Origin of the sequence: Pigmentibacter sp. JX0631 (genome assembly GCF_029873255.1) — a bacterium.
In the GTDB taxonomy this organism is placed as follows: domain Bacteria; phylum Bdellovibrionota_B; class Oligoflexia; order Silvanigrellales; family Silvanigrellaceae; genus Silvanigrella.
Genome location: NZ_CP123622.1, coordinates 2021419 through 2045577 on the forward strand (window position 1 = coordinate 2021419; position 24159 = coordinate 2045577).

General features: G+C 25.8%; 23 protein-coding genes. 9 read left to right on the plus strand and 14 right to left on the minus strand.

Annotation, left to right across the window (positions count from 1 at the left end):
* Positions 1–90 precede the first annotated feature (90 nt).
* The 3 genes from QEJ31_RS08795 to QEJ31_RS08805 all read left to right on the plus strand — a co-directional run bounded on the left by QEJ31_RS08795 (position 91) and on the right by QEJ31_RS08805 (position 2967).
* Positions 91–1611 (plus strand): aldehyde dehydrogenase family protein, encoded by a 1521-nt coding sequence (locus QEJ31_RS08795; protein ID WP_280589419.1) that lies wholly within the window; start codon positions 91–93, stop codon positions 1609–1611.
* A 314-nt stretch (positions 1612–1925) separates the two neighbouring features.
* Positions 1926–2327, plus strand: a complete 402-nt coding sequence (locus QEJ31_RS08800; protein ID WP_280589420.1) for a hypothetical protein — start codon at positions 1926–1928, stop codon at positions 2325–2327.
* Between the two features lie 178 nt (positions 2328–2505).
* Entirely contained in the window at positions 2506–2967 is a 462-nt protein-coding gene (locus tag QEJ31_RS08805) for a hypothetical protein (protein WP_280589422.1), read from the plus strand.
* A gap of 19 nt (positions 2968–2986) precedes the next feature.
* On the opposite strand, the gene tsaD is transcribed toward QEJ31_RS08805, so the two are convergent.
* The 4 genes from tsaD to QEJ31_RS08825 form a co-directional block, all read right to left on the minus strand.
* A complete protein-coding gene (gene tsaD / locus QEJ31_RS08810; protein WP_280589423.1) occupies positions 2987–4087 on the minus strand; it encodes a tRNA (adenosine(37)-N6)-threonylcarbamoyltransferase complex transferase subunit TsaD in 1101 nt (366 codons plus the stop codon).
* Between the two features lie 6 nt (positions 4088–4093).
* Positions 4094–4990, minus strand: a complete 897-nt coding sequence (locus QEJ31_RS08815; RefSeq protein WP_280589424.1) for a hypothetical protein — start codon at positions 4988–4990, stop codon at positions 4094–4096.
* A 138-nt stretch (positions 4991–5128) separates the two neighbouring features.
* Positions 5129–5980: a flagellar motor protein MotB gene (locus tag QEJ31_RS08820; RefSeq protein ID WP_280589425.1), complete on the minus strand. Its 852-nt coding sequence runs from the start codon at positions 5978–5980 to the stop codon at positions 5129–5131.
* On the minus strand, positions 5980–6720 hold the full coding sequence (locus QEJ31_RS08825) for a MotA/TolQ/ExbB proton channel family protein (protein ID WP_280589426.1): 741 nt from the start codon (positions 6718–6720) through the stop codon (positions 5980–5982). Before QEJ31_RS08825 ends, QEJ31_RS08820 begins: the two co-directional genes overlap by 1 nt.
* A 214-nt stretch (positions 6721–6934) precedes the next feature.
* Between QEJ31_RS08825 and QEJ31_RS08830 the strand changes: the two genes are divergently transcribed.
* A complete protein-coding gene (locus QEJ31_RS08830; RefSeq protein ID WP_280589428.1) occupies positions 6935–7324 on the plus strand; it encodes a PilZ domain-containing protein in 390 nt (129 codons plus the stop codon).
* A gap of 1705 nt (positions 7325–9029) precedes the next feature.
* Here QEJ31_RS08830 and QEJ31_RS08835 read toward each other — a convergent pair.
* Positions 9030–9158, minus strand: coding sequence for a hypothetical protein (locus QEJ31_RS08835; protein WP_280589430.1), 129 nt, complete (start codon positions 9156–9158; stop codon positions 9030–9032).
* 553 nt (positions 9159–9711) lie between these two features.
* Between QEJ31_RS08835 and QEJ31_RS08840 the strand changes: the two genes are divergently transcribed.
* The 4 genes from QEJ31_RS08840 to QEJ31_RS08855 all read left to right on the plus strand — a co-directional run bounded on the left by QEJ31_RS08840 (position 9712) and on the right by QEJ31_RS08855 (position 12706).
* Positions 9712–9846 (plus strand): hypothetical protein, encoded by a 135-nt coding sequence (locus QEJ31_RS08840; protein ID WP_280589431.1) that lies wholly within the window; start codon positions 9712–9714, stop codon positions 9844–9846.
* A 144-nt stretch (positions 9847–9990) separates the two neighbouring features.
* Positions 9991–10149 carry a hypothetical protein gene (locus QEJ31_RS08845; RefSeq protein WP_280589432.1) on the plus strand — a complete coding sequence of 53 codons (159 nt, stop codon included), beginning with the start codon at positions 9991–9993 and terminating at the stop codon, positions 10147–10149.
* 842 nt (positions 10150–10991) lie between these two features.
* Complete coding sequence (locus tag QEJ31_RS08850; protein WP_280589433.1) at positions 10992–11822, plus strand: HEAT repeat domain-containing protein; 831 nt, start codon at positions 10992–10994, stop codon at positions 11820–11822.
* A gap of 8 nt (positions 11823–11830) precedes the next feature.
* The gene (locus tag QEJ31_RS08855) at positions 11831–12706 is read left to right on the plus strand and encodes a hypothetical protein (protein ID WP_280589434.1); all 876 of its coding nucleotides are present in this window, start codon (positions 11831–11833) and stop codon (positions 12704–12706) included.
* Positions 12707–12946: 240 nt separating this feature from the next.
* Here the strand turns inward: QEJ31_RS08855 and QEJ31_RS08860 are convergent, their stop codons facing one another.
* From QEJ31_RS08860 to QEJ31_RS08885, 6 genes are all read right to left on the minus strand, one after another.
* Positions 12947–13090 carry a hypothetical protein gene (locus QEJ31_RS08860; RefSeq protein WP_280589435.1) on the minus strand — a complete coding sequence of 48 codons (144 nt, stop codon included), beginning with the start codon at positions 13088–13090 and terminating at the stop codon, positions 12947–12949.
* A gap of 1375 nt (positions 13091–14465) precedes the next feature.
* Entirely contained in the window at positions 14466–15431 is a 966-nt protein-coding gene (locus QEJ31_RS08865; protein WP_280589436.1) for a trypsin-like serine protease, read from the minus strand.
* Positions 15421–17016 carry an ATP-binding cassette domain-containing protein gene (locus tag QEJ31_RS08870; RefSeq protein WP_280589439.1) on the minus strand — a complete coding sequence of 532 codons (1596 nt, stop codon included), beginning with the start codon at positions 17014–17016 and terminating at the stop codon, positions 15421–15423. The genes QEJ31_RS08865 and QEJ31_RS08870 overlap by 11 nt, the downstream gene beginning before the upstream one ends.
* Positions 17006–17887, minus strand: a complete 882-nt coding sequence (locus QEJ31_RS08875) for a hypothetical protein (protein WP_280589441.1) — start codon at positions 17885–17887, stop codon at positions 17006–17008. The genes QEJ31_RS08870 and QEJ31_RS08875 overlap by 11 nt, the downstream gene beginning before the upstream one ends.
* A gap of 8 nt (positions 17888–17895) precedes the next feature.
* Positions 17896–18738, minus strand: coding sequence for a HEAT repeat domain-containing protein (locus QEJ31_RS08880; protein WP_280589443.1), 843 nt, complete (start codon positions 18736–18738; stop codon positions 17896–17898).
* A gap of 1122 nt (positions 18739–19860) precedes the next feature.
* Complete coding sequence (locus QEJ31_RS08885; protein ID WP_280589446.1) at positions 19861–19995, minus strand: hypothetical protein; 135 nt, start codon at positions 19993–19995, stop codon at positions 19861–19863.
* A gap of 537 nt (positions 19996–20532) precedes the next feature.
* On the opposite strand from QEJ31_RS08885, the gene QEJ31_RS08890 reads away from it, so the two are divergent.
* Positions 20533–20679: a hypothetical protein gene (locus QEJ31_RS08890; RefSeq protein ID WP_280589448.1), complete on the plus strand. Its 147-nt coding sequence runs from the start codon at positions 20533–20535 to the stop codon at positions 20677–20679.
* A gap of 1479 nt (positions 20680–22158) precedes the next feature.
* Here QEJ31_RS08890 and QEJ31_RS08895 read toward each other — a convergent pair.
* From QEJ31_RS08895 to QEJ31_RS08905, 3 genes are all read right to left on the minus strand, one after another.
* Positions 22159–22929 (minus strand): transporter substrate-binding domain-containing protein, encoded by a 771-nt coding sequence (locus QEJ31_RS08895; protein ID WP_280589449.1) that lies wholly within the window; start codon positions 22927–22929, stop codon positions 22159–22161.
* Positions 22930–22995: 66 nt separating this feature from the next.
* Positions 22996–23817 carry a metallophosphoesterase gene (locus QEJ31_RS08900; protein ID WP_280589450.1) on the minus strand — a complete coding sequence of 274 codons (822 nt, stop codon included), beginning with the start codon at positions 23815–23817 and terminating at the stop codon, positions 22996–22998.
* A gap of 2 nt (positions 23818–23819) precedes the next feature.
* Positions 23820–24158: an RNHCP domain-containing protein gene (locus tag QEJ31_RS08905; protein ID WP_280589452.1), complete on the minus strand. Its 339-nt coding sequence runs from the start codon at positions 24156–24158 to the stop codon at positions 23820–23822.
* Position 24159: the final 1 nt, after the last annotated feature.

The window sequence follows — 24159 nt, forward strand, 5'->3', positions numbered from 1 at the left end:
AAATATAATTTGTTCCTTTAGTTTACTATTTTGAAAAATATGTATTATAAGAAAGTGTATTTTGTTGTGAAGTTAATAAAGGAGGTTTCTATGATAAATCAAGAATTAGCGAAGTATGACGTCAAAAATCCTTTTAGAAGTAAATACGACAATTTTATTGGTGGAAAATGGGTTGCTCCATTAAAGGGGGATTATTTTGGTAATATTTGTCCTATTTATGGAGAAATAATTAATGAAATAGCAAGATCAACAGCTGAAGATGTAGAATTAGCTATTGATGCAGCTAACAATGCAAAAGAAAATTGGGCAAAAACATCTTCAACAGAAAGAGCTAATATACTACTTAGAATTGCAGATAGAATGGAAGCTAATTTAAATTTATTAGCAACTGCCGAAACTCTTGATAATGGAAAACCTATTAGAGAAACAAAACTGGCCGACATTCCATTAGCAATTGATCACTTTCGCTATTTTGCAAGTTGCATTAGAGCGCAAGAAGGTAGTGTCGGACAACTAGATCATGAGACCTTTGCCTATCATATTTATGAGCCACTAGGTGTTGTTGGTCAAATAATTCCATGGAATTTCCCTTTATTAATGGCAACATGGAAAGTTGCGCCAGCTTTAGCTGCTGGAAATTGTGTTATTTTAAAACCTGCCGAGCAAACTCCTGCTTCTGTTTTTGTTTGGTTAGAACTCATTCAGGACTTACTTCCTCCAGGTGTTTTAAACATTATCAATGGTTTTGGTTTAGAAGCAGGAAAACCTTTAGCTGAAAGTTCAAGAATTAATAAAATTGCTTTTACAGGTGAAACCTCTACTGGAAAATTAATTCTTCAATATGCTTCAAAAAATTTAATACCTGCTACTTTAGAATTAGGAGGCAAATCTCCAAATATTTTCTTTGCAGATGTTATGGAAAAACAAGATGATTTTCTTGATAAGGCTGTTGAAGGTTTCATCATGTTTGCTTTTAATCAGGGTGAGGTTTGTACTTGCCCATCCAGAGCCTTTATTCAAGAATCAATATATGAGCCTTTTATGGATAAAGTTATAGAGAGAATAAAAAATATAAAACAAGGAAATCCTTTAGATCCTTCAACAATGCTGGGGGCTCAAGTTTCTAAAGATCAAATGGAAAGAATACTGAGTTATATTGATATTGGAAAAAATGAAGGAGCAAAATTGCTATATGGAGGCCAAAGACAAAGATTTCAAAATGCTTTAGATAATGGATACTATATAGAACCTACAGTATTTAAAGGCGAAAATAGTATGCGAATATTTCAAGAAGAAATATTTGGCCCTGTTGTTTCTGTGGCAACATTTAAAAATATTGATGAAGCCCTGCATTTAGCTAATGAAACAAACTATGGACTTGGAGCTGGTGTTTGGACTCGAAATTTAAATCACGCCTTTTCCTTAGGGCGTGATATAAAAGCAGGAAGAGTTTGGACAAACTGTTATCATTTATACCCAGCCCATGCAGCATTTGGGGGGTATAAGCAATCGGGAATTGGGCGTGAAAATCATAAAATGATGCTGGAACATTATCAACATACAAAAAATATTCTTGTGAGCTATAATCCAAAACCACTAGGTTTGTATTAAAGATAAATAAAAATATTATAAGAAATTTTATATTATTTAGCATTAAGAAATAACTTCTTAATGCATTTCTATTTTTTACTTAAAAAACTTCCTTTCAAAATAAAATTGCATAAATTTAAAAAAAATGTATTTAAAAATTAATGTTATTTTATTTAAAATTTATTAAAAAAAATATTTAATTTATTAGATTTATTGTTGTTTATTATGAATAATTTCATATAAAATTTAAGATAAAAAATTTGACATTTATAAAATTTTAAATTAATTAACTAGTAAACAGTAATAAAGTAAATATTAATTTGAAAGGTTAAAGCATGAAAAAAATATTGACAATTGTCTCTTTACTTGGACTTTCTTCAGTCGCTATGGGGCAAACTTTAATTCCGCCTGGGGGCGGAGTTCCTGGTGGTATTTCTGCTCAACTAGTTAAATGCGTTCCTACAAATCACATGGTTGGAGTTGATTACGGTTTGATTATTTTAACTCAAGCATTGGCTCCTGAATATAATGTTCGAGGCGGATATTTTACGAAACAAGGTGTTTATCCTGGAGCGGTAATTACAGAGTTTACTTTGGAAGTTTCCAAGCAAAGTGCTTATAAAGCTGAATTAACTTCAGAACAATTAGGATTAAAAATTGTTTTAAACAAAGCTAATTACACTGCTGAGGTTTATTCAAAAGATAGATCATTACCAATTTATACTTGTGGTTATTAATAAATAATATCGATATACCCAAATAATGAATTGATTTTTATCTGGGTATATTTTTTAATATTAAACCTGAAAATTTATAACCTATTTTTAGAAATAAATGAACATCTAAAAAAAACTAATCTACAAAAATTTATCTCTTTAAAATTAAGAATGACAAATAAAATATAGAGGAAATGTTATGAAAAAAATATTCTTAGTATTTAGCGCAATTTTTATTACCCAATATGCTCAAGCAAAGGATTTTAATGTTTACTGTTCTAATAACCAAGGAGATTGGAAATGGTTGCATGAACCGGGAAATATTTTGAAAATAGAAAAAATATCAGGTGAAATTAGCGAAAAAAGAATTACCAAGGAAATCGTCCATTTTTATGCAAGCTATTTAAAAATAGATCAAGATATTGAATATGTGAAAGTTCTACAACAGAAATGTATGAATCAACACGGTAGTGATTATCGTTATCCACAAGCATCTAAAAGTCTTACTTCACAAGGATATCTTTTAGGTTTATCTGATCAAGAAATATTTCCTGGATTATATACAATTTATACAGATATTGCAGGACTGTATGACTCAGTCGATTCTTATAAAGTATTTAATCCTACAATGAGTAATATTGATCAATTATTTAGAAAATAACAAAATATAATTTGTGACTTTATTTTGTTACGTATTTTGGAAATGGTTGATTTTGAAATCCATCAATATTTGCTTCTATAATAGTTTGCAGAGCAATCATTGTTGCATTATCTGAGCATAGTGCAGGAGAAGCAAAAACTACTTCTTGTTGAAAATTGCTAAATAACTCACGGAATTTTTTATTTTGCGCCACACCGCCAGCAATAAAAATGCTTTTAACATCTGGATAGTTTTTTAAAGTATTTGCAACTCTGTCATGCAGTTGTTTTAGGGCTGCAATTTGAAATGAATACGCAATTTGTTGTTTAGTTTCAAACGGCAAATCTTTTCCGGTAATTTTTCCTTTTTTAATTCCAGTTTCTTTTCTTATTATCTCCATCACTGCTGTTTTTATACCGCTATAAGAAAATTGATAAATATTTTCTTTATCAGAAAGTTTAAATGGAAATTGATAATTATCAGAAAAGCCATTTTGTTCTGCAACTAAGGCTAATTTTTCTATTTCTGGGCCACCAGGATATTCTAATCCTAAAAGTTTTGCTACTTTATCAAAAGCCTCTCCGCAAGCATCGTCCAAAGTAGTGCCTAATATTTTTTTTGTTTTGATATCTGATAAATAACTTAAATGGCAATGTCCACCACTAACGGTAAGCGCAATGGCGGGAAATGTAGGGGTTCGAAGATTTAGTAATTTCTTTAAATCTGTTTTGGGAGAAAAATTTGGAAGCAGCAAAGCCGGTGCTAAATGAGCGTCAACATGATTTACTGCTATTAAAGGGATATTTAAGGCTGTGGCTAAACCCCTGGCAAATAGAACTCCAACCATTAAAGCTCCGATAAGCCCAGGTCCCATTGTCACAGCAATTTTAGTTAATTGATCAGATTTTAAATCTGCTTTTTTTAATGCAGTATTTGCTATATCATAAATTTTAGCTAGATGATCTCTAGCTGCAATTTCAGGAACAACTCCACCAAAAGGCCCATGGCTAGCATGCTGTGATTCCACTTCATGTGCGAGGATACGAACAGCTTCTGATTTTTTTTCGCTATTGATGATTTCTATTATAGAGATAGCAGTTTCATCACACGAACTTTCAACAGCAAGTATTATTTCATTCATAAAATATTATTGGCCTGCATTATTTGTTGTGGATGCGGATGGAAGGCTAGCTAGCCTTCCTGCAGCTGCTTTTCCTTCAGGTGTATTAGAAAAACTTTTAGCACATTCTTGATAATAAGATTTAGCGATATAATTGTTTTTTAAGTAAACAAAACTATCACCGGCAAGTAATAAAGCTCTTTGATATTTTGCGGACATAGGAAACATTTCGACATAATTGCTAAAATCTATTGCGGCACCTTTAAAATCTTGTGACTTAAATTTTGCTTCAGCGCGATACTCTAAGGCTACTTGAATCATACCATCATTCGCATCTGCTGCAGATAAAACTGAGTTGCTAGTTTCTATAGTTTGCTTAAAATTTCCTTGTTCAAAAGTGGATTTTAAACTTTTTGTTAGATCTGCTTGCGATTTAATTTTTGTTGGTAGTTTCCCTTTTCTATTAACAGCAACTTTCGAGCTGGCAGCGATTTCTAATCGCGCAATTTGGCGTTGAATAGTTGTTAAGTTATCTGGGGAGTTATTTAAAGAAACAACTCCGCCTTCTGAAGGTAAAGAACCAGCATTTTCTTCAATTCTTTTAATTTTGATTTTTAATTCATCAACTATCCCTTGAGTGAGTTGTAACTGAGTTTGAAGACTTTCCACTTCACTTTTTGAAGAAAGCGCTGTTTGAGTTGTGTTGGTAATTTGTTGGTCACGTTTGTTTACTTGTTCTTGTAATTGAAAGACTTGTCCCTGCAATTGAGTGACTGACGCTTGTATTTGATCTTGTCGTGAAGAAGTCATGCAGCCCTGAAAAAGAAATAAAGAACTTACAATTGTAAACACTGTTTTCGTTTGTATATTTATGTTTTTATTAAATAAAATCCCACAGCTCAGAGTAGTCTGGTATTCTTTCATTGATATCTCCATAAAAAATTGAAATAACTTGAATCATTAATACAAGGAGCCGCATTAGCATTTAAGTGGATTGTATTAACAAAAATACACTTTCCTTGATTGATAATTATATAACTTACTTTTTAAGTTATTCAAATATTATTCTTTTTCAGCTTTTTCATCATTACCAAGCTGTTCATCGGGAGGGATATAATCATCAGGTTTGTCATACAATATTTTTAAATCAACTCGCCTATTTAAGGCTCTGTTTTCAGGAGTATCGTTGATAGCGATAGGTCTAGTGTCGCCAAATCCTGCGGGATAGACGCTACCCTTAGCAAAGTATCCAGTATCAATAAAAAATTTGGTCACCGATGTCGCGCGTAAACAACTCAGCTCCCAATTTGTCATTCCATTTCGTTCAAAAGGGATATTGTCGGTATGCCCTTCAACTCTAATCAAACGATTCAATCCTTTCAAGATATCAGCAACTCCTTTTAACATTTCCTTAGTGTCTGATTTTAAAACATACTCTCCAGGATTAAATAAGACTCTAGAAAGCAAAGTAATTCTTATACCATCAGGGTCTCTAGCTACATAAATAACCCTATCTTGAGGTTTTTTCTCACTATCAGGGAATTGCTTTGAACCATACAATCTTTCAGCAAGTTTCTGTTCAACTTGCCTTGCTTGAGCAGCTATAATGGCAGCCCTTTCTCTCAATAATCGCTGTAATATTTGTTCTCTACTGGTATTTCCTTTAATGTAGCGAAAAATACTTTCGACAGATTGAGGACCTTTCGGAATATTCCCCTCTTCTTTTGGAACTTCTTCTTTTATCCCAAAGGCTACTTGCATTGATTCTGTGACTTGTTTCACTTTTGAAGTATTTACCACTGCTATTGCATACAAAACCACAAATAGCGCAAATAACAAGGTCATCATATCCGCAAAGGCAACCAGCCAACGTTCATGGTTTTCAAATTCGGGGCATTTCTTTTTTTTCGGCATTAATGAGCCATCCCATGTAGACGTTCAACTAAAACTTTTGGAGCTGTACCTTGAGCAATTCCTACAATGCCAATAGCAATCATTTCGCGATAAACCTTTTTATGATGACACATTCTTTTTATTTTTTTTCCGGCTGGTAATGCAAAGAGGTTAGCTAGTCCCACACCATACAGCGTGGCGATAAAGGCAGTTTTAATACCTGGTCCAATCTCAGGTGGGTTGTCTAAGTTTAACATCACCACCATCAGACCTAAAACGGCGCCCATGATTCCGATTGTAGGGGCAAATGCACCCATATCTTCCCAAAATTTTGCGGCAATTTCTTCTTCTTCATATATCATGTCGATTTCAGCAAGTAGGTTATTTTCAATGACAATGGCATCTGTATTCATCGATACCATTTCTATGCCCTTTTTCATGAAATGATCGTCTAATTTATCGATTTCTTTTTCTAAAGCTAAAACCCCATCTTTTCTAGCTAATTGAGCAAGTCTTTCAATAGTCGAAATAGTTCCTTCTGTATCCATTTTGGGTCCACTTAAAAATAAGCCAAGTGATTTGAACGAGAAAATCACATCTTTTAAAGGATAGGCCGTCATCACTGCTGCAAGAGATCCCATGCCCACGATCATGGCAGCAGATCCCCCCCAGAGCATTGGGACTTGTAAGCCTTTTATGATTGCAGTTCCTATAACAGCTATTAATCCTAGAATTGGGCCAATAATGCTTGATAATTCCATTTAAGACCTCAATTTTGTTCAATCTTAAAAAAAGACTTCAGTATTCATGTTGAGAATTCTTCTTTATTTTAAAGTTATCGCTTTTTTAATGAAATAATTACTTTTGACAGAAGGAGAAGTTTTTGCAGTCAAAAATAATATCGATGGGTGCTAACAAAAGCATTTTTCATTCCGAAAAAAGTGGGTAACCAGAATTACTTTGGAGCCTTAACATATGACGGAGTCTTCTGCTGAAAATAGAAGCAGTCCTAGATTTATCAGCAAAGCCATCGTGGAAATTTATTCAGAAGATGACTCTAATCCGGTCATGGGAACAATTAACAATATTTCTGCTGGTGGAGTTAGCTTAAATTTAGAGGTTGATAATATTAAAAGAGGATTTAAAGTTGGTTGCTCTGTTACGTTTGAAATGCCTGTAAGAATGTTTGGAATAGACAAAGACGATAAATTAAAATTGAGAGCAGAAATAAAAAGAGCTACAAATTTAGGAAAAACAATATCTTGCCAATTTCAAAATTTAAAAGACTCGGAAATAGCAGTGCTTAATAAAGGATTGCGCATTATAGAAATTGTAAATAAAATATCTAGTAAAAATGCTTCTTGAACTTTAGGAGAAATTCAATGAAAGAAAAGGAAAATATTAATTCAAGTATATTAATGCATAGTAAGCTTAATTTAAAGGGAAATTTCGGTGAAATAGACCGATAAAAATTCATGAAGAATTGCTGGTAAGAACTTGGTTGAATAATTCAAGTCTCAGATTGCAAAGCCCAATCATATATAATAAGAATCTCATATTTTTCTAAATTTGAAAAAAAGAGTTTAATACTTTCATCATTTGTAGAACGGAAAAGAAGTTAAGATAAAAAAGATTTAGTTCTGTATTGTCTTTACTTAAAATTATTTCTGCAAGCTTATTTGGCTAGACTAGTTCAGAAGAAATTCTTTCAACTTGCAATTGATCCAACTAATATTACATCTTTTTTATCCACGACCACTTGGTAGAATGAAATTTTTTTCATAAATTCGAATCAATTCCTTGTAGAGGATCTTATCTTTACTGATTACCGAGTAGACGTCAATGTAGTAACACATTTTTATTAAAATTTATAATCAATTATTTCATTAATTTGCAAATTCTTTATCCGTAGTCTAAATTATTAAATTTTCTGTTGGTAAAAATGTTTTTATCAGTATTTATATGCTCAATAAGTATTGAAAAATATTTTCTAGGATTTATTCAATTAAATTTAGAAAATTTTACAAAGGTAAACTTAATCGATGTGGTTTTTGCACTCTGCTTTGATTAAGTTCCACATCAATTTTTTCTTCCTATAACATGACTTTTTAATTATCTTTCTTTATAATTATTATCAATTGAATAATCAATATTTTCGGTAAATTTTGTGAGTCTTTTATAGTTTTTAAAAATAATTAACAGAAGTAACTAATTCTCTTGAGCAGGGACTAATTGTAACTTTTTTTCCTACTTATTTCAAAACATTAGAGATAATTTTCATTTGAGGTCTTTTTTTTGTAGCATTTGAGAATTGATTATTCTTTTGTTTCTAATCTATAAATTTCTTGGTATAGTCCAATAAAGAATTTGGTGCCAGGGATCTTTTTAGCTTTCATAATCTCTTCTTCTAGTATTTGCCAAACGGTTTCATCCAAATTTTATAACCTTAAAGATAATATTTCCCCTTTACTTTATTTTTTCTTGATATACATATTCAGTTAGTTCATGTGTTATGGGTATTTTTCATGTCTCAATGAAAATAAGCTGGACTGCAAAACAAGATTCACTAGCCGTTAAAAATCATCTATTAAATTTAAATTATTCAGAACTATTTATTTAACGAAGGTACTTTGATCAATTTACTAAACAAAAATTTTATAGAAAAAATTCTAAAATACATACGCAAATTAAACTTTCATAAAGAAAAATAAACTCTTTCATACGAAAAGAAAGTATATTTTAAATATGCTTGAGCAATTTGGCAATTAATCGAAACTCAATTTAGCTAGTTAATTGAATTTAGCGTTGTTCAAATAATTTTCAAAACCCGATCTATAAAGGAGATGATGATTGTGTATGTTTTAGGTAGAAATTATACATACATTTTTGATTAAATATTCTTTTTATAAATATATTTAATCAAATTTTAAATTGCATAAATTATTAATTTTTTAGTAATATATTTATGAGAAAAAAATTAAATAGATTACTTTATGGATACTCAAAATGGTATTAATTTATACACCGTGAAAATATTTAAACTGTAAATATTTTCACGGTGTAATTCATATTAAAAACAAATAGGGATAGGTGGTCTTGGTCTAAAAATAGGTCTACTTAAAAATACAGGTGTACCATTAATAGAAATAGAAATATTATTTTCTAAAGAAGCAATCATTTTTTCACTAACACTTTTCATCAAAAAAACTCCTTAAATATTTATTAAAACAAGAGCTAGCTAGCTCTTGTTTTAATAAATAAAAAAAAAAAAATAGTCAATACGTTTCTATAGAATATTTTTTAGATTTTTTGATGCAATAATAAAAATTTATAGGAATAAATAAATATTAATAATTTAATATTTTTAAGTAGAATGTAGAGTTGTAATTCAGTCATATTAAAAACAATATTTAAAATAAAATTAACCATTAAATTTTAAGAAACATAATTTTAAAACTGTAAACTATTACCTACAATAAAATTTTTAAAATGGCATTTTAAAAAACATAAAATAGAATGCAATTAAAGAATTTAATAATAGAATTTTTATCTATCACAATAGCGAGTAATAAAAATTTATGTATTTACATCAATTTAAAAAAATAAATGGATATCAACAAAATTTAGATATTTTTTAAAATAAATTCATAAACAATGTTTCTTTATTTTGTTTACATTTAAAAAAATTTAAATTATAAAACGATTCGCTAGCTAGCAAATCGTTTTATAATTTATTTTAAAGGAAAATCACAATGCAAAAAATAAATTCTCAATTAATTTCAAAACTAGAAAAAGAAATCAGCCCTGCATCTACTGAAGAGAATGTTTGGGCATTTAGAGCTGCAAAATGGGCTCTTACATATAAACAATACGCTCATGAAGGATAAGTTAGTAGCGTATAAATAATAGGTTTAAATGCTTTTAATAATTTTAAAAGCATTTAAATTTTACAATTATATTAAAAAAAGTCAGTAATAAATTATCCTGTTATATTTTATTCACGATTTTTAAAACAATACAAGGAAAGTTTTATGAAAGTTGTAGAAAAAAAAATGATTGCAAATTTAGAAAACAATGTCTCAATATCTAGCAATGGTACCCCCGTTTTTCTCACAGGCCTTACAAGAGGAAATTATATTGTAACAATGATTAGAAAAGGAACGAACCCTATTGATTATCGTCGCCCTTGAAAATAAAAACATTAAAAAATTTTATAGTGTTTATTTAGACAAAATATTTTTAATATTTAAATATGTTTTATTCTTAAAATCTAATTAGCAAAGTAAATTTATGATTAATAGTAATTTATAAAACATCCTTTGAAGGTGATAATTTAGTTAGCAAATATAATCATTTTCTATTAGTAAGTGATTGTATATGCTAACTATGAGTAAAATCTTTATATAGAAATAGTACTTAAAGATGCATGCCGAAATTCTTCTGAAAACATGGATAAGCAAGCTCTTTATTGAACGGACTTTAAGTTACAAAAACCTTAGGCAAAATAATTGGTAAAGGTGAATTAAAATGAATGGTTTAGTTGTATCTTAATTTAATTTGAACATTTTAATCTTTAAAAGGAATTTTAAGCGCATAGAAAAAAAATTATTGAGAATATTAAGTCTGAACAAAATCTTTTCATAAGAAAGAAAATTAAGAAACTTTTCACTAAAGAAGTTTCTTAAAAATTTAAAAATTGATTTTATATTTTTCAGATCATTGAAAATTCCAAAAATGTAAATTGTGAGAATTTCTTTATCAGTAAAAGAGGTATATGAATTGAGTATAATGTTAAAAAATTTGTAGGAAGAACATTGAAGAAAAAAATTTCGGTAACGTAATAAGTTGGTTTTGGTAATCAATTGGTAGCTTTTTTTATGTCGGTTTGAATAACAATTAGCTAACATATTGAAGCTGCTTCTTCAATACTAAAAGTTCTTTTCTCAACTTTTTAATGGCATAAATTTTAAAAATAAAATTAATTTTTTTATTAATATACAATAATTTTGCTATCACTAAAAAAGGGGGATTAATGGCTATATATTTTAAAGAATTTAAAGACTTTAAATCAGAAAATTTTTTTTGTGAATACAATAAAAATTTAATTACAAACATTTATGAAAATAACTTTATTAACAAATTTATTTATAAAAATTTAGAAAATATTTCTAACTATCCAAATGAATTTAATGATGAATATAATAGTAATTCTTATACTATTTATTCCGATAAAAAAATAACAGTTTTTTTTAGAATGATAGAAAAATCATATATGATCGAATATTTAGAAAGGAAAGAATTGAATGATATTGCATCAGATGCTTTAGTCTATAATATAGGTGAAGGAAAAATTCGAATTGAACGGTTTAATACTAATAAAAATTATGATAACGAAGAATTTAGTACAAATCTAAAATTAGAATATAATTCATCTGAGTTATTAATTCCAAATACTTTTTTTGAGCTAAGAAAAGGTTCAGATGTTATAAAAATCATTGATATAAGTGATAATGTTTTTCAATTAGTAGTCAAATCTAATTTATCAATGAAATACTACTGGAATTATGATGCAGAAACATTAGTTCCAAAAAATATTTTTTCTAGCAATAATTCTCCATCAAGAATATTTTTATTTATAAAATTACTAACTAAAATGAATTCTATAAACTCTATTGAGGTAATAGAAAATTTAAAAGAACATAGTGATTATCATATAAGATGGGAAGTTGTTAAATCTATTCTTCAATTAGATAAAGAAAGAGGACTTTTATTATTGAATAAGTCATTGAGTGACAAAAATTATCAAATACAAAAAGCCGCAATTAAAACACTTAATGAATTAAAAATAAATTCAATAATTTAGGATATTTTATGTCAATAAAATTTAATTATAGTACTGATAAATCAATTACAATTGATCAACTTAAAAATTATCTAGACAGTACAAATATTTCATATTCAAACAGGGAAGATTTAAATTCTTGCGCTTTAAAACTTACAGAGCTTTATAACAATAGAAATTTTTTAGCAGATATATTGATTGAAGAACTAAAAAATCATAATAATATACAATCCTCTAATAATTATACTTCTCAAGTTATTATAATTGAAAGTAACAAAAAATATACTATTCGAGCTAATATTTGGCTTCCATACGCAAATAATTTAGAAGAAAAGAAACTGTATGCATATGATAACTATCATGATCATAATTTTGATCTACTTACATTAGGTTATTTTGGTCCAGGTTATGAAACTATTTTATTTGAATATGATGCAGAAAAAACATATGGATATATCGGAGAAAAAGTAAATATAAATTTTAAAGAAAAATATACACTTAAAGAAGGAGAAATTCTTTTCCTTGAAAAATCTAAAGACATACATTTGCAATGCTATCCTTCAGAAATGTCTGTTTCAATAAACATTATAATGAATGAATTTTCTAATAAAAAAAGTTCGCAGTTTGAATTTGATATCAATGACTCATCAATAAAAAGAATACTAAATAACCAAAGTTCAAAATTTCTTATTGAATTATCAAGTTTTTTTCCAAGTGAAAATTTATTTGAAGTGATTAAAACAATATCAGTAAAAAATCCATATGATTACATAAGATTATCCTGTTTCAAAACTTTATTGGAAATGAATAAAGATTCAACAACTGATATTCTAAACTATATTAGGAAAGATCCGAGCAAATTAATCAACTCTCATTACTTAAAAATTGTCGAACAGAATAATTAGTAATATAAAATTAAATAAATATTATTTGTTTTATTATTTTAATTTTTTTAAAAGTATATACTTTTTCATATTTTAAATATTTATTCTTTAAATCAATTTCATACATTTTTTTAAAAGATTAGTTATTTACTAAATTATTTCTTTAACACAAAAATAAAATTTTTTATAGCAAATAATATTAGGACATATTATTAATAAAATATGTCCTAATATATCAAAAGAGTATATTTTCAGATATTATTAAAAAGGGAATGGTAGCCTCGGCCTCCGAGGTCTTTCAAAAGGACGTGTTGGCTCCCAAATTATAAAAACGGGAGTGCCATTACATTGAATAGAAACTTCATTATCAATCTTTGCAATATCATTTTCTCGAATATATTTCATATAATTTTCCAAAATAAAAAGTTAACAAAAAGCTAGCTAGCATTAAAATAGTAATTTATTTTAAAAAAAATTTCAATAATTATACTTAATAAATATATGCACATTACTATAAATAGTTCGACAATATAACATTTTATTTTGAAATACTTGTTGTAATAATATTTTTTAGATAATTGTAAATATAGGAATAAATAGTATCTTTTTATTTGTATATATCTTTACAAACATCTAAAAAATAATAAACTAATTTATTACATTAAAAATATAACTTTTTATTAAAAAAGATTGTGCATAATTTATTTTCTAATATTACAAAGAATATTTAATAAAAAAATTAGAACAAATAATGATTGAAAGTTTAGAAAATAAACATTCAAATTCTAGAAATTGTATAGCTGTTTTACGTGAAAGATTATGAGCTCATTTTGATTATATTAGTAAAATGCGAAGGAATCCTAATTACAATATTGTCTCTATATAAATTATTTTACTTATTCTTAAAAGAAAATTAGTAATAGTTTATAAAATATCTTTGAAAACGATAATTTTGATATGGCATATTTACTATAACATATTATCTTTTTGTTTTTTTCATAATTTCTATTTCCTCATTAGAGATAAAATTATCTAAGTTAAATTGTATACAGATTTTTCAAGATTCTTATTACGTTTCTTTATTCTTTCATTTTCTATAGTATTTTTTCTAAATATATGGTTGTATTTAATAAATCATCTACAATATAAATTATGAAGAAAATCTCATTTTCCAGTTATACAAAGTAATTGGATAAGCCTGATATTTACTTAATATTTAAGATAAATTATATTTAGAGTTAAAATATACTTTCAAAATTAAACGTTTTTCTTAGTATCCAAACCTCTTTCTTGTTTTCTTTAATTTGTACATTTGTTCACCTTTCTATTGATAATAGTGAAATCTTCAAATGTGGTCAGGATCAAGTAATTATATTTGCAATAAAGGTTTTAATAAATAAATTTTTATTTATTAAAACCTTTTACAAATCTTAGTTTTGAAATAATTATATATTTTTTGTCTTCTAAATATATTTTAATAATTTTTATGAAAAAATATTTAAAATATATTTTACAATTTTTAATTTTTATTATCTTACTTCTATGATATTTTGTTAATTTTGGTAATAAAATTGATAGGTTAGTGTTGCTAATTAAATTATATTTTTTATAAATAATTACTTTAGATTTGTGGAAAATATAAAATGCATAAATAAAACACTCTAATGAAACAAATAGATGAATAAATTTCGAATAGGGTACTACTATAGAAATAATTGTTAATAATATTGGAAAGGAAAAAATTAAGATAGAAGCCTTACAAGTAATCTTAGCTTTCATATTAGTTTCCTATAATATCATGAATCCATTTTGATATCTCCAGATCAGTTAATGACATGTAATAAGAACCGTATTCCGTCCCGCATAAGTAATTACTTTTATTTGGAACAGCTCCATATAAGACTCCTACTAAATATAAATTATTTTTATGTAATGTAAATGCCGGGCCGCCTGAGTCCCCATAGCATGTTCCTGAGTACAATTGATATGGATGATATATACTCCTAAAAGGTTTTCCTTTAATTTTGAAAAATTTTCTTACCTTATCTAATTCTGTAATTTTGCTATTGGCAATTCTTAGGTTCCCTTTCGTAGAATTAATGTCTTTAGCATCGTGATAGCTAGAACCAAAACCAGCAATATATATATTTTTATTTGTATTCAATTTGTAACCATTATTAATTGGTATTAAATTGACATGAGTCTTTCTATCATAGTCTATTTTATGTTTTAACTTTATTATAGCTAAGTCATAAATTGATTTTTTTAATTTTGCTAAATCATGAGTAGGTGAATCAACTTCAAAAAAAGCAAGCATTGATTTTTCATTCACAAAGAAATTTTCTACCTCTGCATATTTATAGTGATTTATTTTAAAATTATTTATGTCTACTTTATTGTTTAATATTACAAATATTTCATCATTTGTTACAGTTGGAATTGAATTAATCGAATTATTATTATTGAAAGAAATTTCATTCATTTTTAACAAGCAATGTGATGCTGTTAATATGTATTTATCACTCACTATAGTACCAGTACAAAGTTTATATTCATTATTTTTGATAACTACAATTGGTACAACTGATCTATAAATGATTTTTTCAATTTCTACTGACGTGTTAACATTGATTTCTTTACCATTAACTATGAATTCTTTGCTAGTTGCTGTTAGACCGTTATCAGATGTCTTTCCACATGCATAAGTTGTAAGTATAATTAAAATCATTACTAATTTATTTAACATGTTCAATTTTTCCATAGTTTATCTTTAATGTATTATCTGCTAATTTGAAGTATTGATCATCGTGAGTTATTATTATAATAATCTTATTTTTTTTCTTAAGGTAAGATAAAATATCTGAATAAAAATACTCTTTAAATATAGGATCTTGCTCAGCAGCCCATTCATCAAAAATATATACAGACTTATCATCGTCTAGTATGGATAATGTTAAATATAACCTTTTCTTTTGTCCTGAAGACAAATAACTTAAATTATTAATTATATTAGATTTTATTTCTATTTTTTCATCTAATTTAAAAACTTTAAGTAATTTATTGAATTTTTCTTTCTTCTCTGAAGTATTAATATATAAATCTAATCTATTAATAATATTACATTCAATTTCAACTAGACAAATGTGATTTCTAAAATAAAACGTATTATCTTCATTTACAATTTCATTATTAATTAAAATAGTTCCTTCAGTTGGCTTATAAAGTAAGCTAATTATTTTACTTATTGTTGTCTTTCCTGAGCCATTACCTCCTACAATATAGTAAATATTTCCTGAAATAAATTGATAATTTATTGGGCCTATATTGAATTCTGATTCTTTAAATTTATGACAAATATTTTCTAGCTTTATTTCAGATATATGTTTAGTTGAATCAATTAAGTTATATTTAATTCCATCTAAACCTAATTCTTGTGAAGTATCAATTAAGTTTTTTGAACTTACTTTTGACCTTAAAATAGTTTGCAAAATATTACTAAAATTAGAAATTGTTCCTGTAATATATATAATACAAAATATAGATCCAGTAATTACTTCTAAAGAGTGATTGAAAATAGATTTACTAACAATAATAACTATAATAATTAATATCATTATATATATTTCAGATACTGCTTGCGAAAAGAAAATAAAATTGTTTGTTTTTTTTGTTAGAGAACTTATTTCTGTGAATAATTTGTAGAATATTTTTTCATTAAAATATTCCTTTTTTTGTCTCGACATTTTTAACATTTTTATAGATTTGATATAACTTTCAATATTTGAATATAATTGAATATTTGATGATCTTTCTTTGATTAAATATTTTTCTGAAATTTTATTAATTATAAGCATAAAAATAAAAATAATTAAAAGAGATATTATAGAAATAAAAAATATTTTATAGCTAATTATGAATATATATATGCATAAAGATATTACAGTGATAGAACTTATTATTGCTTCAGGAATAGCGCTTATTCCTTCGGATATATTGTATATATCTTCTTTAAAATTAACTAATAATTTTGAATTCCCTTTTTTCTCAATTTCTTCAACATTTGATTTATATAATACTTTAGAAAACCAAACTCTTATATCTTCAATTGCTAATACAGATAATTTTACCATAATTTTTTGTGAAATAATTTTTGATAAAATGCATAATAAAAATACAAATACAATTAAAGTGTAGTTAATATCTGAGCTAAAAATAGTTTTGTTTATTATAGGTATAATTGATGAATTTAATATAGCTGATATTATACCTAAAGATATACCAACAGTAATTAAAGAAAGATTTTTTTTGTTTTTTATAAAATTAGTTATCATGATTTATTTCAATTTCTCTTAAAAAAAATGAATTTATTAATTTATTACTGTCATTTTTAATGTCAATTAATACTTCTTTTCTTTTGGATTTATCCATTTTCATGAGTGCTTTAAAAGATTGAAGTCTAATATTTGGAATTGGGCTTTTTCTTGAAATTGTTTGAACTAAGTCAAATATATTATCATCATTAAAGTAGCTACAGATTTCAATAAGTGAATTAGCAGTTTGATGGTTTAAAACTCTTTTAATTGAAGAATTACTTAGATCAAATTCAAACTGAGAATTTTTCTCATTTTCCATATTTCTTGGAATGACGTTAATAGAAACAGACAAATCTCTTGGTTTGCATTGCAAGTGTATGTCCCTTGATTTTTCAAGAAAGAGAATGTGACCTTCTTTAAGCTGATATTTTTCTTTAAATCTTATATTTACATATTCTTTATTATATCCATTTATTGAATTGTAATCATAATCATATAAGTAAGTTTCATATCCTGACCCAAAATACCCTAACGTTAATAAATCAAAATTATGGTCATGATAAATGTCATAGGCATTCATTTTTATTTCACTCAAATTATTTGGGCTTGGACTCCAAATATTAGCTCTAATCATAAAGTCTTTATTTGAAGTAAGTATAATAACTTGTGCTGTATATTTATTATTTTCCTGAATATTATTATAATTTTTTAGTTCATTTATAATATAATTTGATAGGAAATTCCTGTTATTATATAATTCTTTTAGTTTAATTGAACATGATTTTAGATTTTCAATATTTGAAAAATTTAATTTATTTGTTTGTATAAATTCTAAAAAATCTTCATATGTAATCGATTTTTCAGTTTTAATGTCAAATTTTATACTCATAAACATCCTTATATAATTGAATTATTTTTTAAATTACTTATAGTATTTAATGCTGCATTTTTAACATGAATATGACGATCGTTAACAGCTTCATTTAGTAAATCTATCCCTTTTTCTGTGTCAATTTGTAGAATAGATTTAACCACTTCCCATCTAATAAAATGATTTTTGTGATTTTTAAATTTTTCTATTGTTTCAATACAAGCTGAATCCCCTAAATTTGCTAACAAATCAAGATAAATTGATATGCGAGATGAATTTTGGTTAATACAAAAGATATCCTTTGATTCGAGGGAAATAGAATCATAACTAGTTAAATAATCAAATGATTTTTTAGAGCAAACAAAAATGTGAAACACATCATCGCTAATTTCAATAAGTTTTATTAAATCTATTCCCTGTCTTACTTCGATAAAATTTTCTGGTTCAATTTCTAGAAAAGAATCAAAATTTAATTTAATATCTTTTTCAAATAAATCATTATTATTATGTTGAATATTTTTACTAAATTTTTTAAATTTTGTTTTTCCTTTACCAAATGAGTAAATTAATAAATCCATTGGAGAATCTAATATTTCTTTATCCTTTAAAATTTCATTTGAATAATTATTTTTTTTCATCAATTTTAAAGTAACGATTATCTTTTCATCTGCGTATAATGTTAAAACATTATCTTTATGGTTTTCGCTGCTATAAAAGGGATTTTTTATAATTTTATTTAGCATTGATATTAAGAATTTTTTAATAGCTTCTTGATTTATAATTTCAATTACTAACTCTTTATTTTTATTTGAAAAAAAACAATCTGTATCAAATTTTTGAAGAATATCTTCAATTTTATTGCATTCCATATTTGCCTCAATTTATAAATTAAAAGATATTTTATTGTTAATACTGTCCTTTAATTAATTCAAATTTTTAATATTAAAAGTGCCTGTAAATAATTAAGAAAATGATTTTGAGGATTGAAGAAGTAGCTTCAATTTGTCAGTTAATTGTTATTCAAAACAAAAAAGCTACAAATGGATTGGCAGAACCAACTTATCATCGTTTATCTTCCTAAAATTTTTTTTCTCAACGTGCTTCCTACATTTTTTTAAAAATTAGTCTTAATTTATTTACCTCGTTTACTGATTAAGAAACTCTCACAATCTACCTTGTTGGAATTTTCAATGGTCTTAAAAATATAAAATCAATTTTTTAAATTCTTAAGACACATCCTTAGTGAGAGGTTTCTTAATTTTCTTTCTTATGAAAAGATTTTGTTCAGACTTAACATTCTCAATAATTTTTTTCTATGCGCTTAAAATTCCTTTTAAAGATTAAAATATTCAAATTAAATTAAGATTCCACTAAACCATTCATTTTAATTCACCTTTACAATTATTTTGCCTAAGGTTTTTTTATCTTAAAGTCCGATCAACAAAGAGTTTGCTTATCCATGTTTTCAGAAGAATTTCGGCATGCATCTTTAAGTACATGTTCTATCTATATAAATATTTTAACTCATAGTTAGCATATGTAATCATTTACTAACAGAAAATGATTACATATTTAACTAAATTATCCCCTCCAAAGGGGCTTTATAAATTACTACTAATTATAAAATTGACTTTAATAATTAGATTTTAAGAATAAAACATATTTAAACATTAAAAATATTTTGTCTAAATAAACATTAGAAAATATTTTAAAATTTTTTTACCTACATCTGCCAAGAATATAGCAATTTTTTATATCACCTATTGTTTTAAATATGTGGAATACAGGTGTACCATTGCTAGATATTGAGACATCGTTTTCTAAACTTGCAATCATTTTTAGTTCTATATTTTTCATAAAACTTTCCTTTTAATTTTAGTAAAAATTATGAATAAAATTCAACAGGATAATTTATTACAGATTTTTTTTAAAGTTTAAATGCTTTTAAAATTATTAAAAGCATTTAAACCTATTATTTATACGCTACTAACTTATCCTTCATGAGCGTATTGTCTATATGTAAGAGCCCATCTTGCAGCCCCAATTGCCCAAACATTCTCTTCAGTAGATGTAGGGCTGATTTCTTTTTCTAGTTTTGAAATTAATTGAGAATTTATTTTTTGCATTGTGATTTTCCTTTAAATTATAAAATGATTCGCTAGCTAGCGAATCATTTTATAATTTAAATTTTTTTAAATGTAAACAAAATAAAGAAACATTGTTTATGAAATTATTTTTAAAAATATCTAAATTTTGTTGATATCCATTTATTTTTATAAATTAATGTAAATACATAAATTTTTATTAATCGCTGTAATAATAGAGAAAAATTCTATTCTTAAATTCTTTAATCGTATTCTATTTTATGTTTTTTTATATTCCATTTTAAAATTTTTATTGTAAGTAGTAACTTATAGTTATAGAAATTCTGTTTCTGAAAATTTAGTGATTAATTTTATTTTAAATATTGTTTTTTTACTAGGTCGGAATTATAGCTATAAATTCTACTTAATAATATTAAATTATTTATTCCTACAAATTTTTATTATTACAATAAAAAATCTAAAAAATATGCTATAGAAAATTATTGACTATTTTTTTTTTTATTTATTAAACAAGAGCTAGCTAGCTCTTGTTTAATAAATCTTTAAGGAGTTTTTCTGATGAAAAATATTAGTGATAAAATGATTGCTTCTTTAGAAAGTAATATTTCTATTTCTGTTAATGGTACACCTGTATTTATTTTTAACAATTTACTTTTTGGTAGACATAATTGTCCAAGAGGCCCCATTGCTATTTGTCAAAAATAGTGATTATAACTAGAGAATATTTATAGTGTAAATTTTCTCTAGTTATATTAAATTAATAACAACTTAATTTTCTAAAAATAATCTATTAAATGTTTTTCTAAAGAATTTTATACTAAAAAAAATTATAAAGTTTAAGTTAATTAAAATTTGATAAAGTGTGTTTTAAAAAAGAATATATAATTAAAACTACATATCGTAAGTCATAAGAAAAATGGACAATCAGCCCATTTGTTGATCGAACTTTGGATGCTGTGAATGACACTAAATTCAATTAGAGTAAGTATGTTAGAATTTTTTATAACCAATTTTAGTTTAGTAAATTGATCTTATATGCCTTCCTAATTGTTCTTGCATCTTAAAAAACAATTGATTTAACAAATATTTTATTTATTTTATCCAATGCCTTAACTTCTGACTGTATAATTTAGCTAATATCTTTTAAGACTAAAGTAATTTCTTTCTATAAAAATCCATAAGCGTTCTATTTGGCTTTAATTATAGAGTATATGAGGGTAAAAATGAACTTTTAAATTTTTAGGAATTATTAATTTATTATTTAATTACGCCCCTGATCCATTAGGAATCATTAAAGCAAGATTTTTTTTATCCCTAGTTTTAGAAAATTGTTCGAAAAATATTTGTATATTTAATGAATTAAGTTTTTTAGAATAAGTTTAATTAGGATTTATTGCCGCATAAATCCATACTCTTAAAAAATTGTATAGATTTAAATATTCCAGTCTTTAACCTTTTATTGAGCATATTCCAAATTGGATTATTATTTGCTCATAATGAGATTCATCTTTGTAATAAATACCACAACTTTATTTTAATTTTTACTTTGTATTGTAGCTATTTCATATAGTAAATGATCAAGCCATTTACAATTAATTTTAGGTTTTTTTTTATGCTAAAGTCTTGTCTTTTCTTTAACTAATCTAACATTTTTTATTAAATAATAAGTACTACTTTTTCGTAATAGTATATTTAACTTTTTCTGAATAAACTCTGAAAATGAACTTCATGTTAAATAATTATTATTGCTCTAAATATCATTATAAATCTTTATTCCATTAATTAAAAATTTCTATTGATTATCTATCACTTTAGATTTTCGTTCTGATTTATTCTAATCTTTAAGTTTATAAATAGATTGGTTATCTAACCAATATCTAATTATTATTTAATTAAATCATATTATTTTGAAATTTACTCAATATAACAGCTTTTAATATCAATTATAACTAGTATTAATATTAAAATTATTTTGTTTAATAAAAATTTTTTTAAAAAGCCATTTTATTCTTTTATTGTATGGTGTGTCTTTAATTCAATGCTATATACTGTCTTTGAAAAAAGTGGAGTTATTTAAACGCAGCAATCTTTTCTTTAATTAATAATAAAATACTTTTATTTTTAAGCTTAAATTTTATAAAAAATGGTAATCTATTTCTTACATAAACTTTTAGATAGGTAATATTAATTTGCATATTTATTTATTATCTTTGCATAAGTCCCATCTTTTTGCATATCTTTTAAGGTGGCATTTAATTTTTCAATTACTTTATCATCTGTTTCTTTATTAAATGCGGCATATAATATTGAAGTCTTTAAAGTGAAAACAGGCACAACATTTATAATTTTATTCTTTTTAAAAAACCAATTTCCTAATTGTTTTCCTGAAGCCCACAAATCAATTCGACCAGCTTGAAGCTTTTTTTCGTTATTAATATCTAAATTAGTATCTTCTACTTTTAAGTAACTAAAACTATGTAGATAATTTGATGTAGCATCACCTTTATATGCTCCAATGACATAGTTTTTAGCATCTTCAAGGGCTTTTATTTTTATATATGGCATTTTTGTATGAGGATTTGCTAATGAAAATAACACCCAATCATTTTCACCAATTGGACCAACCCATTTAAACTGCTTCTCTCGTTCTTCTGTTCTTGAAGCGGCAAAAACAACGGCATTTTTTTTTGTTAAAGCATTATTATACGCCCTTGCCCATGGAAGAAGTTCCATTTTATAATTTACTTTTGCTCGTTTAAATATTTCTTTCATTATGTCGGTAGCGCTTCCTACAATTTCATTTTCATTGTCACCATTGGTATCATCTTTAGGCATATTATAAGGAGCATAGTCTTCGGTATATAAATTAAAAAAATTATCTTGAGCAAATGTATTCTGTTTTAGAAAGCAGAATAAAAAAATTAAGAAAAATGTAGGCATTTTTATTTTTAGCATGTAGTAATTCTCCATCTATTGAGAATACTATAACACTAATTTAATAAAATTGGTTTCTCAATTTAATTAAGGTTTGAAGATGTCAAATTGTTTGATATTTTCATTCTTTGTAAAAACTCTTCTATTTTCATTAGAGTTATGAAAAATTAAGTAATTTGGGTTAGAGAACCAATCTGGGCCAACTAGCAATTGTACTTTTTGAAATACGATACTTAAATAAACATGGATATGTCCTAAAACTAAAGTGTTTATTTCAGTTTTATTGTTTTCTTTGTAGCTTTTAAAGTAATCTTCTAGGCAATTTTTCAGAAAAGGAGCTGTTAGCGCGTTATATGTTTCACCTTTGTTTCTACTTCTTTTTGCGTAATTTGTACAAATAAAATGCATTAAAAATCCGGGTACAAAAAGATTAGCAATTTTTTGAAACAAATAAGATTTAAAAAAAGCTCTTGGTTTTTGATATGAGGGAAGACAAATTAAATTGTCACCATGGCGCATGACAGTTCTGCCTAGGTCAGGATGATCAAATTCAAGGATAAAATCACCATAATATGAAAAAATTTCATCCAATTTTTTAGAATGAAAATGTTCAAAACCAAAATCATGATTTCCTTCCAAAAAAATCGTCTTCATTCCTAAATTTTTCAGTTCTTTAATTTTATCGAAAATATTAATCCAAAGCTTAATAAAAAAGTGCTTGGAGACAGTAATAAAATCAAAAATATCTCCAAGAAATATTATGGCATCTATTTTTTTCGCCAAATGTTCTTGTTTAATTTTTTCGAGTGTTTCAAGAAGGAATTTTGAATTTAGATCTCCCGGTTCTCGTAAATGGACATCCGAAATTACGACAAAACTTTTTATGTTTTCTATTTTAACTGTTCTCACGTTTATACCTTTGTTATAGCGCTTAATTTTAAGAGTGCTGAGAAATCATCTGGCATATTTGAATCTATTTCAAGAAATTTATTTCTTTTTTCTAAACCACACACAAGGCATTTATAATGAATCATGTAACCTTTTTTCTTGTGTTGAGACCATGCTACAGGTTTTAAAAGTCCAAGACATTCAGCAGCTCTATCGCCAGGATTATTATCAACATGAATACTAAATAAACATTTTGGACAATGATCTCGACATGTGCTAGAGGAAAGGGGAACTAAATAATTACAATTTTTGCATGTAAAAGATTCATTTATTTTTGTAAATACTGGAGATTGAATTGTCATA